Consider the following 13680-nt stretch of genomic DNA (forward strand, 5'->3'; position numbering starts at 1 on the left):
CAAATAAGTGAAGAAGCCCATCCTGCCGGATGGGCTTTTTTGCGTCTGCAGGGAGTGAAAACTGCCGGATGCAGCGTACCGTTTTATCCAGCCCATCATGTTGTAACCGGTGTTCAGGCCTGAGAAGCGCAGCACACCAGGCTCTCCCGGCAGCACATTACCTGCTATCCGTGCACGGGGTTGAGTAACAGGTACTGTCGCTCAGGATCGCGGACCTCTGTACGTCCCATCACGTTAACCCCAAACCCAGATGTCAGCTTGTTAAAAGGCACGACTAATCTTGCATATGGATTTTGTGAGGGGTAGAGCAGTAAAGATATTGAGAGATGATCGGTTGGAAAGTATCAGAAACTATAAAAGCAAAAACCGCCTCTAGGGCGGGTTCTTTAAATAGTGGTGCCCGGACTCGGAATCGAACCAAGGACACGGGGATTTTCAATCCCCTGCTCTACCGACTGAGCTATCCGGGCAACGGGGCGCATTAAACCGTATTCACGTCTGCCAGTCAATCAAATTTCGGGAAAAGATGTTCAACCGCTTAATATTGCGGCAATCTGTGCGATTATGCCTGAAGTTTGCACAAAACTTCCAGGCAATTTACCTATCTGACCTTCTATATGAGCAAAGGCTGACGAAAACATTACGCGGCCTGTATTACTCCCGCACACTACCGCAAGTTGTGCACAAACCTTTCCGACGTTTCCAGTAACTAACGGTGCAATTGCTGCGGCAGGACCCGCTGGTGTGTCGGGCGATGAGTTGGGCGGGCGTTTAACAGAGTATTTCGCACCACCGTGGCGATGGTGCGTTTTAGAGACTGATGGCGCTGTGTTTACTCATTTCGGCCTGGCGGGCATGCTTGCTTAGGTCAGCGCACCGCCCATACGGCACTGAGCAAAGCGCAGGATATCTTCAGCCAGACGGTGTGCCGTTTCGACATCAGCATGGCTACGATTCACCAGCATGCGGCTCAGACAGCCCTCCAGCACCAGTTCCATCTGTTTGGCAACCATTGCTGGGTCGTCAACTTCCAGCGTCGTCAGCAGCTCATGGGTGAAGTCATGTGCCGCCTTTTTTTGCTGATCGGCTAACTGATGGATCGGATGCCCGGGATCGGGGTAAAACGTACAGGCGGCGATAAACAGGCAGCCTGGATAGCGATTATTGCTCACGCATTCGGACAGCGCGGTGTAGCGTGCCAGTAATTTCTGTTCAGCGCTCAGGGTGTCATCCAGCAAAAGTTGACGCCGCCAGATATCCACCCGCTGGCTGAGGTAACGTAACGCATCGTACAGAATGGCCTCTTTGTCGGGCCAAAAGCGTTGTAGTTCATCAAGAGGATAATCGATACGTTCGGCCACCATTTCCAGTGTGGTATTGGCTATCCCTTGAACCTCAAGTAATTTCAGGGCTTCTCCCAGGACATCTTCACGTTGCACGGTATTCTCCTCCGTATTTCCTGTTGCAAGTGTCGCTCACGGTTGGCGATCGCGCAAATGTGCGCTGAAGGTCGCGGCATCCATAAAGCCGGTTACCCGAGCCTCCGGATGCTCTTTCCCCTCGGCGTCAAAGAACAAAATAGTCGGCAAACCTAAAACCTGTAGATGTTTCAGCAGAGCGACATCCTGGGCATTATTTGCAGTCACATCCGCCTGCAAAAGCACCGTGTCGCCTAGCGCTTGCTGAACCTGCTGATTGCTAAACGTATACTTCTCAAACTCCTTACAGGCCACGCACCAGTCAGCATACAGATCCAACATCACGGGCTTGCCTTTAGCTTGTGCCAGCGCCTGATTTAGCGCATCCACCGAAGCCACAGGCGTGAAGTTAAGGTGTGTCTGGGTTTGAGCATGCGGCACGCCGAACGCCCAGTCCTGCAATGGCCGTACGCTTACCAGCGCTGCAGCTAACAGGATAATTTGCACGATGCGCATCCAGGCGTGCTTTGCCTGCAGGCTGGTGATAAATGCCCAGCTAAAGAATGCGACGCCCAACAGCGACCACAGGCGAACGCCCCAGTCGTCGCCAATGATGCGTTCGAGTAAGAAGACGGGGAGCGCCAGAATGACAAAGCCAAAAGCGGTTTTGACATGTTCCATCCATGGGCCGCTTTTAGGCAACAGACGATTACCGAATACGGTAATTAGCATCAGAGGTAATCCCATCCCTAGCGCGTACAGATACAGCGTGCCGCCTCCCAGCCACATGTTCCCGCTCTGAGCGATATACAGCAAAATCGCGCTTAGCGGGGCCGTTGTACAAGGAGAACAGATGAGGCCGGCAATCGCCCCCATCGCAAAGACGCTACCGGGGGAACCGCCTTGCTGACGGTTACTCAACAATGTAAGGCGTGTTTGCAGCGATGAAGGGAGCTGCAGCGTGAACAAGCCAAACATCGAAAGGGCCAGCAGCGTAAAGACGACGGCAAGGCCAATCAGGACGTAAGGATGCTGTAGCGCAGCCTGGAACTGCAATCCGGCGGCCGCAACAACCAGACCCAGCGCGGTATAAGTGAGCGCCATTCCCTGGACGTAGATAAACGTCAGCAGCAGCGCGCGTCCGGTTGATAAGCGTTGTTTGCCGCCCAGCACGATACCGGAAATCAGCGGATACATCGGCAATACGCAAGGTGTAAATGCGATGCCAATTCCGATTAGCAATGCCCACAGCGCGGAAAAGGGAAGCTGGGTTGCGGGTTGTGGTCTCTCTTGCAAAGCATCGGTGGCAGGCACTGGCGCAGGTGTCGCCTTGGTATTGGCAGACACTTCACTTAATGGCACCGTTTTAGTTTCAGGCGGATAGCAAAAACCGGCGTCGGCACAGCCCTGGTATGTGACCGTCAATGTTGCGCCAGATTTTGCCTGATTGACCGTGACCGGGATAGTCAATTGTTTACGGTAAATCTCACTTTTGCCATAAAACTCATCTTCATGCCAGACGCCTGGCGGTAGTTTTACCTCGGCGATATCGGCCTGAGATGGCGTAATGCTTATCTGTTTGCGATACAGATAGTAGCCATCTTTAACCTGCCATGAGAGGTTCAGATCGTGTTGGTTTTGCTGAAAATCAAAAACAAACGCCCGATCGGCAGGAACAAACTGCGAGCGGCCAGGCGCGTCAAATAATCCGGCAAAGGTAGATGTGCTGCACAGCAGCAGGATCAGCGTAAGGATGCGTTGAGCCATGAGCGGTAATCAAAGTCTCCGTGAGTGACGGGTAAAACCAGAAGTTCAGGCGTTTGGTATGGATGATGTGACTTCAGGCAATCGAGAAGGGCTTGCTGGTGTGTGACGGTGGTTTTTAAAATCATCTGGACTTCATATTCCTGCTCCAGTTTACCTTCCCAATAATAGAGGGAGGTCGCGCCAGGCAGCAGCGTCACGCAGGCAGCCAGTTTTTCCGCCAGTACTTTGGCGGCCAGATCCTGGGCGGTTGCTTCATCCGGGGCGGTACAGAGCACCACAACGGTATCGGGGATGGAAATATCCTGACTCTTTACATCAAGCATAAACACCTCGAAAGAACAGAGTAACCAGCTAAAGAGTGGTCACTATACAACGGACGAGGGAAGGATGTTAGTTAAAGCAGGATGATGAGGAGGAGGAACTGCAGGGCGCGAAGGCACCCTGCAGTAAAGTCTTACAGCATGAAGCTGCCCAGCAAGAAGCCGAAGCAGACAGCCAAAAGCACGCCCAGAGTACCCGGGATGAAGAACGGATGGTTAAAGACGAATTTACCGATGCGGGTTGTACCGGTGTCATCCATCTGCACCGCCGCAACCAGCGTTGGGTAGGTTGGCAGAATGAACAGGCCAGAAACAGCTGCGAAAGACGCAACAGCAGTCAGTGGGGAAACGTTCAGAGCCAGAGCCATTGGCATCAGTGCTTTAGCAGTTGCAGCCTGAGAGTACAGCAGCGCAGAAGCAAAGAAGAAGATGACAGCCAGCAACCACGGATGACCCTGAATTACGCTACCTGCAGTATCTTTGATCCAGTCAATGTTGTGAGATACGAAGGTATCACCCAGCCATGCAACACCCAGGATACAAATACAGGCGCTCATACCCGCTTTAAAGGTGCTGGAGTTCAGGATGGAGTCAGTTTCAACGCGGCAGACGATCGTAGTCAGCGTCGCGACGCTCAGCATGATGATCAGGATTGCGTTGGTGGTGTTCATCAGCGGTTTAGCGACCAGGCCGAGGCTTGGGCTGTTGATGATGGCGTATACAACTACACAAATCACGCCCAGCAGGAACAACCAAACGGAGGTTTTCGCGCCAGCTTTGATTTCAACTTGTCTTTCACCACGCAGTTCAACCAAACCTTCTTCCAGACGCTTACGGTAAATCGGGTCGTCAGACAGTTTGGAGTTGAACAGCATCGTTACCAGGAAGGACATCACCAGAACGGCCAGCAGAGTGGACGGAATGACCACGGACAGCAGGTGAATGTAGCTGATGCCATGACCTTCCATTACGGAAGACATGTAAACCACAGCTGCGGAGATTGGAGACGCCGTAATCGCAATCTGTGCAGAAACCACTGCGGTAGAGAGCGGACGGCAAGGTTTGATACCTTGTTCCTTCGCGACTTCAGCGATAACCGGCAGAGTTGCCAGAGAGATGTTGCCGGTACCGGCAAAGATAGTCAGGAAATAGGTCACGATTGGTGCAAGGATCGTGATGTATTTCGGGTTTTTACGCAGCAGTTTTTCAGTTTGATGAACCAGATAGTCCAGACCACCGGCAATCTGCATGGCAGAGATGGCAGCGATAACCGCCATGATAATGGAAATAACATCGAACGGAATATTACCCGGTTTTACGCCAATAGCGGCAAGAACCAGAACACCCAGCCCACCTGCAAATCCAATACCGATACCCCCAAGTCTGGCACCTAAAAAGATTGCCAGCAAAACGATGATAAGTTCTAAAACTATCATATTAGCCTTCCTTGTTGTTTAACAAGTTGATATTAAATTGTTGTTTTTAAGTAACTTCGAGTAAGAAAAAAGGCACGTCATCATGACGTGCCTTCTCCGGTACTACCCTACACGATTACTGTTCGCTTTCATCAGTATAACGTTTTGCTTTATAAGCAGGGTGCATCAGGTTCTGTGCAGAGAAGATATCGTCCAGTTCAGACTCGGTCAACAGACCGCGTTCCAGGACAACTTCACGTACGCTCTTACCGGTTTCGGCACAAATTTTACCGACGATGTCGCCGTTGTGGTGACCGATGAACGGGTTGAGGTAAGTAACGATGCCGATGGAGTTGAATACAAACGCTTCACAGACTTCTTTGTTAGCAGTGATACCACTAACGCATTTTTCCAGCAGGTTGTAGCAAGCATTGCTCAGAATGTGAATGGATTCAAACATTGCCTGGCCAATGACCGGCTCCATTACGTTCAGCTGCAGCTGACCAGCTTCAGATGCCATAGTAACGGTGATGTCGTTACCGATGACTTTAAAGCAAACCTGGTTTACGACTTCTGGAACAACTGGGTTCACTTTTGCTGGCATGATAGAAGAACCAGCCTGCAGTTCCGGCAGGTTGATCTCGTTCAGACCAGCACGTGGGCCAGAGGAGAGCAAACGCAGGTCGTTACAGATTTTGGACATCTTAACAGCCAGACGTTTCAGTGCGCCGTGAACCATAACGTATGCGCCGCAGTCAGAAGTTGCTTCAATCAGGTCTTCTGCCGGAACACAGGCGAAGCCAGTGACTTCAGCCAGTTTCTGTACTGCCAGCGGGGAGTATTCTTTCGGCGTGTTCAGACCCGTACCGATTGCAGTTGCACCGAGGTTAACTTCCAGCAGCAGCTCAGCGGTACGACTAATGTTTTTCACTTCTTCTTTCAACAGTACGCTGAAAGCATGGAATTCCTGACCGAGGGTCATCGGTACAGCATCCTGCAGCTGGGTACGGCCCATTTTCAGGATGTCCTGGAATTCAACAGCTTTTTGTTCGAAGCCTTCACGCAGCTGGTTCAGGGCATCGATCAGTTTGATGATGGATGCGTATACCGCGATACGGAAGCCAGTTGGGTAAGCGTCGTTGGTAGACTGACATTTGTTAACGTGGTCGTTCGGGTTCAGGTACTGATATTCACCTTTCTGGTGACCCATCAGTTCCAGACCGATATTGGCCAGCACTTCGTTGGTGTTCATGTTGACGGAGGTACCCGCACCACCCTGGTAAACATCTACCGGGAATTGATCCATGCATTTTCCGTTATTCAGGACTTCATCACACGCCGCGATGATGGCATTTGCCACACTCTTAGGAATGGTTTGCAGCTCTTTGTTGGCCATTGCCGCTGCCTTTTTAACCATTACCATACCGCGAACAAATTCAGGAATGTCGCTGATTTTGTTGTTGCTAATGTAGAAGTTTTCAATCGCTCTCAGAGTGTGAACACCGTAGTAGGCGTCCGCTGGAACTTCCCTGGTACCCAACAAGTCTTCTTCGATACGAATGTTGTTTAACATGTGAACCTTCTTTTTCAAGCTGCCAATGATTTGACTAAACACACAGGATATATGTGATTTCGATTGTTTCTCGACCGACGATTATCCCCTGCATCGGTCTGATACTCGAGATCATATGCTGGTTCAGGATTTCTACCGTAATCTGGATCACTTAAAGCGTGGAATTTACCCCTTATTTATTATTCTGTGAAATGGATCACCCCTTTAGGATTAATACTAAAAATAAGTGTACAAGCGACTTGAAATTTTGCTAACCACCTCAACATCTAATTGATGCGAGTCACATAATTCATCGGACAGGCGTTGAAAAAAACGACTGTTATTGACAGGAGAACCATTTGCGCTGGATACCATTACTTGCCATTTTTCTCTATGTTTACATAGAGATATCTATTTTTATTCAGGTTGCCCATGTCCTGGGTGTCCTGATGACGCTGATTTTGGTTATTTTTACGTCGGTTATCGGTATGTCTCTGGTTCGTAACCAGGGATTTAAAAATTTTTTACTGATGCAACAAAAAATGGCGGCTGGTGAAAGTCCTGCTGCAGAAATGATCAAGAGCGTGTCGCTGATCATTGCTGGTCTGCTGTTGGTACTGCCCGGTTTTTTCACCGATTTCCTCGGTCTTCTTCTTTTATTACCCCCGGTGCAAAAACATCTGACGATGAAACTGCTGCCGCATTTGCGTTTTTCGCGTATGCCGGGCGGTGGTTTCAGCGCCGGAACTGGGGGCGGTGAGACCTTTGATGGCGAATTTCAGCGCAAAGACGACGATCGCAACCGTATTGATCATAAAGACGATCCTCGGGATTAAGCATCAGTATGCGGGCCGGATAAGCGTGAGCACCATCCGGCAAAATGCTTATCTGCCGGATGACGGTGTCAACGTCACCTTATCCGGCCTGCGGGGTAAAAACAGCCACAGCCCTGCCAGCATAATCAGCGCATACAGGCTCTTCCAGCCAACCATTGCCAACAGCAGCAGACACAGTAGACCGCCAATGACCGCCAGCATGCGATAATGCCCTTTCAGTAATCGACATCCCGCCAGCATGCACAGCAAATAAATCATAATAAAGATGCCGTTAGCATAGATGATTAACGCATCGAGATTGATTTTCAGCATATAGATGCACAACGTACTGATCACGCAGCAGCCCAATACGGCGTTTAGCGCATTGCGCGGAAGGTGACGGGGTGACAGACGCGCCAGATGACTTTCCGGCTTATATTGCGCTTGCGACCAGACCAGCCGAGCGAAGCTTTGAATATAAATGTTGAGACTGGCAAAACAGGCCAGATAACCAATGATGCAGGCGACCCACAGTGCCTGTACGCCAAATAACTGCACGACGATCTCTGGCAGTGAGGCCGCCGCCGCCATTTGCTCACCGTAGGCGCCAAAATGAAGCACGACGACGGTGCATGCCCAATAAACAGAGCCCGCAAGCAGCAGGCCGATCATCAGCGCGCGCGGGAAATCCCGCTCCGGGTTTTTGAATTCAGATGCCAGATGGGCAAACGCTTCAAGGCCAACAAAACACCAGAACATCACCGACAGCGCGGCGAACAGTCCGGGGAGCTCAATCTCGGTTATCGCAGGGAAGGGGATTTCGCCAGGTTTCACATCGCCTGCCCACCAGATGGCGACAATGAGGGCAACAATCAATCCGGCAATGACCGTTTGCAGATTAGCGCTAGAGCTGGCACCGTGGGAGCCGATATACCAAACCAATGCCAGCGTACCGAGCTCTGCCAACAGAAGCTGTTCGTCATGCCAGCCAAACATCGCCTGACCAAATCCGGCGGCAATATGTAATGCCGCGGGCAAGCCGACGGGAATCACCGACAAAAATAGCCATCCGGTGACGCGCTCCAGGCGTGAGCCAAAGGCCATACCAACAAAATGCGCCACGCCACCCGCGCTGGGAAAATGACGACCCAGTACGGCAAAGACAATCGCCACGGGAAAGACTAAAACAATCAGCACCGGCCAGGCCCACAGGCTGTTGTTGCCAGCCACCAGCGCGGCTAGCGCAGGGACGGCGAAAACGCCTGTACCTAGCAATGATGTCGACAACAGGCCAATGCCCTGAGCCAGTCCCAGCTCTTGTTTCAGTCCGCTCATAAGTTGTTATCCGGTTATGCCCATTGACCGGGCTACAGCGCAGATTTTTGATGGTATCACAATCGTATTTGCTTATGACGACGTGACTGAAATCGTTATAAAATGTGATGCGCGTCGGCGTTTTGACGGAATTTTCTGCTGATATAAATTTTTTTTCGCTTGCCCCCTTGAAGGTACAAAGCCCCATCCCCATTTCTCTGGTCACTAGCCGGGAAACCGTTCACGGGCCGGCGTCACCCATAACTGATAAAGACTTTCTCAAAGGAGAGCTATCAATGAGTATTCGTCCGTTACATGATCGTGTGATCGTCAAACGTAAAGAAGTTGAATCTAAATCTGCTGGCGGCATCGTACTGACCGGTTCTGCAGCAGGTAAGTCAACTCGTGGCGAAATCATCGCTGTCGGTAAGGGCCGCATCCTGGACAACGGTACCGTACAGCCGCTGGACGTTAAAGTCGGCGATATCGTTATTTTCAACGATGGCTACGGTGTTAAATCTGAGAAGATCGACAATGAAGAAGTGTTGATCATGTCTGAAAGTGACATCCTGGCAATTGTTGAAGCCTAATCCGCGAACGACACTGAACATACGAATTTAAGGGAAAGAGAAAATGGCAGCTAAAGACGTAAAATTCGGTAACGACGCTCGTGTGAAAATGCTGCGCGGCGTAAACGTACTGGCAGATGCAGTGAAAGTTACCCTCGGTCCAAAAGGCCGTAACGTAGTTCTGGATAAATCTTTCGGTGCACCGACCATCACTAAAGATGGTGTTTCCGTAGCCCGTGAAATCGAACTGGAAGACAAGTTCGAAAACATGGGGGCGCAGATGGTGAAAGAAGTTGCCTCTAAAGCGAACGACGCTGCAGGCGACGGTACCACCACCGCAACCGTACTGGCGCAGTCCATCATTACTGAAGGTCTGAAAGCCGTTGCTGCGGGCATGAACCCGATGGATCTGAAACGTGGTATCGACAAAGCTGTCGCTGCTGCCGTTGAAGAACTGAAAGCACTGTCCGTACCGTGCTCTGACTCTAAAGCGATTGCTCAGGTTGGTACTATCTCCGCTAACTCCGACGAAACCGTAGGTAAACTGATCGCTGAAGCGATGGACAAAGTCGGTAAAGAAGGCGTGATCACCGTTGAAGACGGTACCGGTCTGCAGGACGAACTGGACGTGGTTGAAGGTATGCAGTTCGACCGTGGTTACCTGTCTCCTTACTTCATCAACAAGCCGGAAACTGGCGCAGTAGAACTGGAAAGCCCGTTCATCCTGCTGGCTGACAAGAAAATCTCCAACATCCGCGAAATGCTGCCGGTGCTGGAAGCAGTAGCAAAAGCGGGTAAACCACTGCTGATCATCGCTGAAGATGTTGAAGGCGAAGCGCTGGCAACTCTGGTTGTTAACACCATGCGCGGTATCGTGAAAGTCGCGGCGGTTAAAGCGCCTGGCTTCGGCGACCGTCGTAAAGCAATGCTGCAGGATATCGCTACTCTGACCGGTGGTACCGTTATCTCTGAAGAGATCGGTATGGAGCTGGAAAAAGCAACTCTGGAAGATCTGGGTCAGGCGAAACGCGTTGTTATCAACAAAGACACCACCACCATCATTGATGGCGTGGGTGACGAAGCTGCAATCCAGGGTCGCGTGACTCAGATTCGTCAGCAGATCGAAGAAGCAACTTCCGACTACGACCGTGAAAAACTGCAGGAGCGCGTAGCGAAACTGGCAGGCGGCGTTGCGGTTATCAAAGTTGGTGCTGCGACTGAAGTTGAAATGAAAGAGAAGAAAGCCCGCGTTGAAGATGCCCTGCACGCGACCCGTGCTGCGGTAGAAGAAGGCGTGGTGGCTGGTGGTGGTGTTGCGCTGATTCGCGTAGCGTCTAAAATTGCCGGTCTGAAAGGTCAGAACGAAGACCAGAACGTAGGTATCAAAGTTGCGCTGCGCGCAATGGAATCTCCGCTGCGTCAAATCGTACTGAACTGCGGCGAAGAGCCGTCTGTAGTGGCTAACACCGTGAAAGCGGGTGACGGTAACTACGGTTACAACGCTGCAACTGAAGAATACGGTAACATGATCGACATGGGTATTCTGGATCCAACCAAAGTAACGCGTTCAGCTCTGCAGTACGCGGCTTCTGTTGCGGGTCTGATGATCACCACCGAGTGCATGGTTACTGACCTGCCGAAAGGCGATGCGCCTGACTTAGGTGCTGCTGGTGGTATGGGCGGCATGGGTGGAATGGGCGGCATGATGTAATTTAATCTTCATACTTCAAGCCGCAGGTTCATTGGCTGCGTTCGTTTACCCCAGTCACTTACTCATGTAAGCACTGGGGGATTCATGAACCTGCCGCCTGCCTGCAACTTGAATTATTTGATTAAATACGTATCTCGCGAAAAATGAGAAACCCTCGGGCAGAAATGTCCGAGGGTTTTTCTTTTGGTCATCTTTTTAGTATATGATTCAGCTACGGACATAACGTCCAGCTCATTGATTATGGGGAATGACATGCACGTGAAATATTTAGCAGGGATCGTTGGTGCCGCGCTACTGATGGCGGGTTGTAGCTCCAGCAACGAACTGAGTTCAGCCGGGCAAAGCGTACGCTTCGTCGAAGAGAAGCCTGGCGCAGAGTGTCAACTGATTGGCACTGCAACCGGTACGCAAAGCAACTGGCTTTCTGGCCAGCACGGCGAAGAGGGTGGCTCTATGCGTGGCGCAGCAAACGATCTGCGTAACCAGGCTGCGGCAATGGGTGGTAACGTGATTTATGGCGTCAGCAGCCCATCACAGGGAATGCTGTCCAGCTTTGTTCCTACTGCCAGTGAAATGACTGGGCAGGTTTATAAGTGCCCAAATTGATAAATGCTGTTGATGCCTGATGGCGACGCTAAAACGTCTTATCAGGCCTACGATACAAATTCGTCGGCCTGATAAGCGCAGAAACATCAGGCATTTTGAGCGTTATGCCCAGACTGAGCGCGTAAATGATGCAGCGCGCGCAGGCACTGATCCTGATTGAGCTTTTGCGCCTTATCACCCGTCAACGTTCTGACAAACACCTGGCACGGTACACCAGCAAGCTTTTTCAGCCGTGGGCTGAAATCGAGAAGACGGCGAGTAATGGCTTCGGCCTCTTTGCTGCCGGAAGGGGTGCGAGTTTTTACTACCGAACCACAGAACTGGGCTTTTCCTTGATCATCCGTATAGCGGTAAATAATCGCCAGATAATGATTAAACAGGCTTTGTTTCCATTCGGGGTGCGTATAAGAGTCGTATTCCAGATTGTCGTTTTCTTGGCAATCAACATCGTACAGCGGCAGGAAATCCAGCAGCGATGTAATTCGTAGCGCTAATTCCCGCATGCCAGCATTATTTATTGCATGAATAAAAGCATGGACCAGCACCCGAATCTGTCGTTCATTAATCAGTAATTCACACGTTTGTCCATCATGCAGTGTCAGAGAAAATGTTAAGTTTTCGCCTTTGTCATCCACTAACATCAGCGAATTTATGCGGCGATTAATGTCGGCATTTTTTAGCTCATCTTCCTGAATCAAAGGAATATTTTCGTGCATCTTTTGGCTGACTTTATCGCATTCCTTCTCATATTGCGCATGCTCTGCTTCGCTAAGCTGATGTTTGACGGATAGCCTGCTTTCCAGGGCGATAAGCAGATCTCTTAGCCCAAGCGGAGAAAGAAAAAATAACGACGATTTATTCCTTGGTTCTTTTATCTTTAATGCTAAAGCAATAAATTCATTCTTTTGACGAATAACACCGGTATTAATGCCCTTAATACTTATAGCCATAAAAGGTTCTCCCTAACCATATATTTATTAATATTCTGAATTTGGTTCTACTAATACAAATTATGAATTAATGACTTTATAGCGCTAATTAAAATAGCACAGATTAAAAGCGTGGCTCCACTTGTGAGGATTTAAATAATAAGTAATCGTGGTGAGTGTCCGAAATCGGACACTCAATAATGGTTATTGTTGGCGTAGTTGCAGATCCAACGGCGTTTTACTTGGCTCTCCGCCAATTTCACGCGCCAGTTTGGGGACCATATAGCCGGAAACCAACGTCAGCAGTTCACGCATAATGTGACGAGCCTCATCGTCGCTGACCATAAAGTGGGCGGCACCTTGCACTTTGTCCAGTACGTGCAGGTAATAGGGCATCACCCCCGCATCAAACAGAGTGTTGCTCAGGTTCGCCAGCGTTTGTGCGTTATCGTTCACGCCACGCAGCAAAACGCTTTGGTTGAGTAGCGTGACGCCAGCGGTACGCAGTCTGACCATCGCCTGGTGAAACGCCTCATCGACCTCATTGGCGTGGTTAATGTGGTTGACCAGCAGAATCTGCAGGGAGGAGCGCGCAAAGCGCTGGGCCAGTCCTTCAGTAATGCGCGCGGGGATCACAATCGGCAAACGGCTGTGAATGCGCAGACGCTTAATGTGCGGGATGGTTTCCAGTTGCGTGAGTAACCAGTCCAGTTCATGGTCCTTGGCCATTAGCGGATCACCACCGGAGAAGATAATCTCATCCAGCTCAGGATGCGCGCTAATGTAGTCCAGGGCGACCTGCCAGTTGCGCTTATTGCCCTGGTTTTCGGCATACGGGAAGTGTCGGCGGAAGCAATAGCGACAATTTACCGCGCAACCGCCTTTAACCAACAACAGCGCCCGATTGCGATATTTATGCAGCAAACCGGGGACCACGCTGTGCTGTTCTTCCAGCGGATCGGTCGAGTAGCCAGGTGCAGCAACAAACTCTTCCTGGGAAGTAAGTACCTGACGCAAAAGCGGATCGTCCGGATTGCCTTTTTCCATACGAGCAATAAAGGCGCGCGGTACGCGCAGGGCGAAAAGTCGTCTCGCGTCGCGTCCGGCCAACAGTTTTTCATCTACGTCTATATTCAAAAGATGCAGAAGTTCATCAGGATCGGTCACAACATCGGCAAGTTGCGATAACCAATCTTCTCTGGATGGGGTATTTAGGGTTACAATATGCGCCATTTTGTGGCTTAGCTACCAGTTAACAATTTTC

The 13680-nt window shown here is 50.6% G+C and carries 12 protein-coding genes and 1 tRNA gene; 4 read left to right on the forward strand and 9 right to left on the reverse strand.

The features are described from left to right. Positions 1-394: 394 nt before the first annotated feature. From OGV52_RS17810 to aspA, 6 genes are all read right to left on the reverse strand, one after another. Positions 395-470: transfer RNA gene (locus OGV52_RS17810), tRNA-Phe, on the reverse strand. Between the two features lie 393 nt (positions 471-863). Further along, on the reverse strand, positions 864-1439 hold the full coding sequence (locus tag OGV52_RS17815) for a transcriptional regulator (RefSeq protein ID WP_008785982.1): 576 nt from the start codon (positions 1437-1439) through the stop codon (positions 864-866). Between the two features lie 36 nt (positions 1440-1475). After that, positions 1476-3185, reverse strand: coding sequence for a protein-disulfide reductase DsbD (locus OGV52_RS17820; protein ID WP_287108888.1), 1710 nt, complete (start codon positions 3183-3185; stop codon positions 1476-1478). Next, on the reverse strand, positions 3161-3508 hold the full coding sequence (gene cutA, locus OGV52_RS17825; protein ID WP_003025447.1) for a divalent cation tolerance protein CutA: 348 nt from the start codon (positions 3506-3508) through the stop codon (positions 3161-3163). Before cutA ends, OGV52_RS17820 begins: the two co-directional genes overlap by 25 nt. 131 nt (positions 3509-3639) lie before the next feature. Further along, positions 3640-4941, reverse strand: a complete 1302-nt coding sequence (dcuA, locus tag OGV52_RS17830) for an anaerobic C4-dicarboxylate transporter DcuA (protein WP_016151387.1) — start codon at positions 4939-4941, stop codon at positions 3640-3642. Positions 4942-5056: 115 nt separating this feature from the next. Continuing rightward, positions 5057-6493 (reverse strand): aspartate ammonia-lyase, encoded by a 1437-nt coding sequence (aspA, locus tag OGV52_RS17835; protein ID WP_016151388.1) that lies wholly within the window; start codon positions 6491-6493, stop codon positions 5057-5059. Between the two features lie 338 nt (positions 6494-6831). Here aspA and OGV52_RS17840 point away from each other — a divergent pair, with 338 nt between their 5' ends. Further along, complete coding sequence (locus OGV52_RS17840; protein ID WP_016151389.1) at positions 6832-7308, forward strand: FxsA family protein; 477 nt, start codon at positions 6832-6834, stop codon at positions 7306-7308. Between the two features lie 48 nt (positions 7309-7356). Here the strand turns inward: OGV52_RS17840 and yjeH are convergent, their stop codons facing one another. Further along, positions 7357-8622: an L-methionine/branched-chain amino acid transporter gene (yjeH, locus tag OGV52_RS17845; protein ID WP_094762213.1), complete on the reverse strand. Its 1266-nt coding sequence runs from the start codon at positions 8620-8622 to the stop codon at positions 7357-7359. A 275-nt stretch (positions 8623-8897) separates the two neighbouring features. Between yjeH and OGV52_RS17850 the strand changes: the two genes are divergently transcribed. The 3 genes from OGV52_RS17850 (at position 8898) to OGV52_RS17860 (ending at position 11487) form a co-directional block, all read left to right on the forward strand. Further along, positions 8898-9191, forward strand: a complete 294-nt coding sequence (locus OGV52_RS17850; protein ID WP_000027827.1) for a co-chaperone GroES — start codon at positions 8898-8900, stop codon at positions 9189-9191. 43 nt (positions 9192-9234) lie between these two features. After that, complete coding sequence (groL, locus tag OGV52_RS17855) at positions 9235-10881, forward strand: chaperonin GroEL (protein WP_003025464.1); 1647 nt, start codon at positions 9235-9237, stop codon at positions 10879-10881. 252 nt (positions 10882-11133) lie between these two features. Further along, positions 11134-11487 (forward strand): DUF4156 domain-containing protein, encoded by a 354-nt coding sequence (locus OGV52_RS17860; RefSeq protein WP_016151391.1) that lies wholly within the window; start codon positions 11134-11136, stop codon positions 11485-11487. A gap of 86 nt (positions 11488-11573) precedes the next feature. On the opposite strand, the gene yjeJ is transcribed toward OGV52_RS17860, so the two are convergent. Beyond that, positions 11574-12437, reverse strand: coding sequence for a YjeJ family protein (yjeJ, locus tag OGV52_RS17865; RefSeq protein WP_287108889.1), 864 nt, complete (start codon positions 12435-12437; stop codon positions 11574-11576). 183 nt (positions 12438-12620) lie between these two features. Continuing rightward, a complete protein-coding gene (gene epmB, locus OGV52_RS17870; protein WP_287108891.1) occupies positions 12621-13649 on the reverse strand; it encodes an EF-P beta-lysylation protein EpmB in 1029 nt (342 codons plus the stop codon). Positions 13650-13680: the final 31 nt, after the last annotated feature.

The organism is Citrobacter sp. Cb041 (genome assembly GCF_030336655.1).
Taxonomy (GTDB): Bacteria; Pseudomonadota; Gammaproteobacteria; order Enterobacterales; family Enterobacteriaceae; genus Citrobacter; species Citrobacter braakii.

Excerpts from the sequence above, each read along its gene's own strand:
- epmB (WP_287108891.1), bottom strand. The coding sequence starts at position 13,649 with ATGGCGCATATTGTAACCCTAAATACCCCATCCAGAGAAGATTGGTTA.
- OGV52_RS17850 (WP_000027827.1), top strand. The coding sequence starts at position 8,898 with ATGAGTATTCGTCCGTTACATGATCGTGTGATCGTCAAACGTAAAGAA.
- cutA (WP_003025447.1), bottom strand. The coding sequence starts at position 3,508 with ATGCTTGATGTAAAGAGTCAGGATATTTCCATCCCCGATACCGTTGTG.
- dcuA (WP_016151387.1), bottom strand. The coding sequence starts at position 4,941 with ATGATAGTTTTAGAACTTATCATCGTTTTGCTGGCAATCTTTTTAGGT.
- OGV52_RS17820 (WP_287108888.1), bottom strand. The coding sequence starts at position 3,185 with ATGGCTCAACGCATCCTTACGCTGATCCTGCTGCTGTGCAGCACATCT.
- yjeJ (WP_287108889.1), bottom strand. The coding sequence starts at position 12,437 with ATGGCTATAAGTATTAAGGGCATTAATACCGGTGTTATTCGTCAAAAG.
- OGV52_RS17860 (WP_016151391.1), top strand. The coding sequence starts at position 11,134 with ATGCACGTGAAATATTTAGCAGGGATCGTTGGTGCCGCGCTACTGATG.
- groL (WP_003025464.1), top strand. The coding sequence starts at position 9,235 with ATGGCAGCTAAAGACGTAAAATTCGGTAACGACGCTCGTGTGAAAATG.
- aspA (WP_016151388.1), bottom strand. The coding sequence starts at position 6,493 with ATGTTAAACAACATTCGTATCGAAGAAGACTTGTTGGGTACCAGGGAA.
- yjeH (WP_094762213.1), bottom strand. The coding sequence starts at position 8,622 with ATGAGCGGACTGAAACAAGAGCTGGGACTGGCTCAGGGCATTGGCCTG.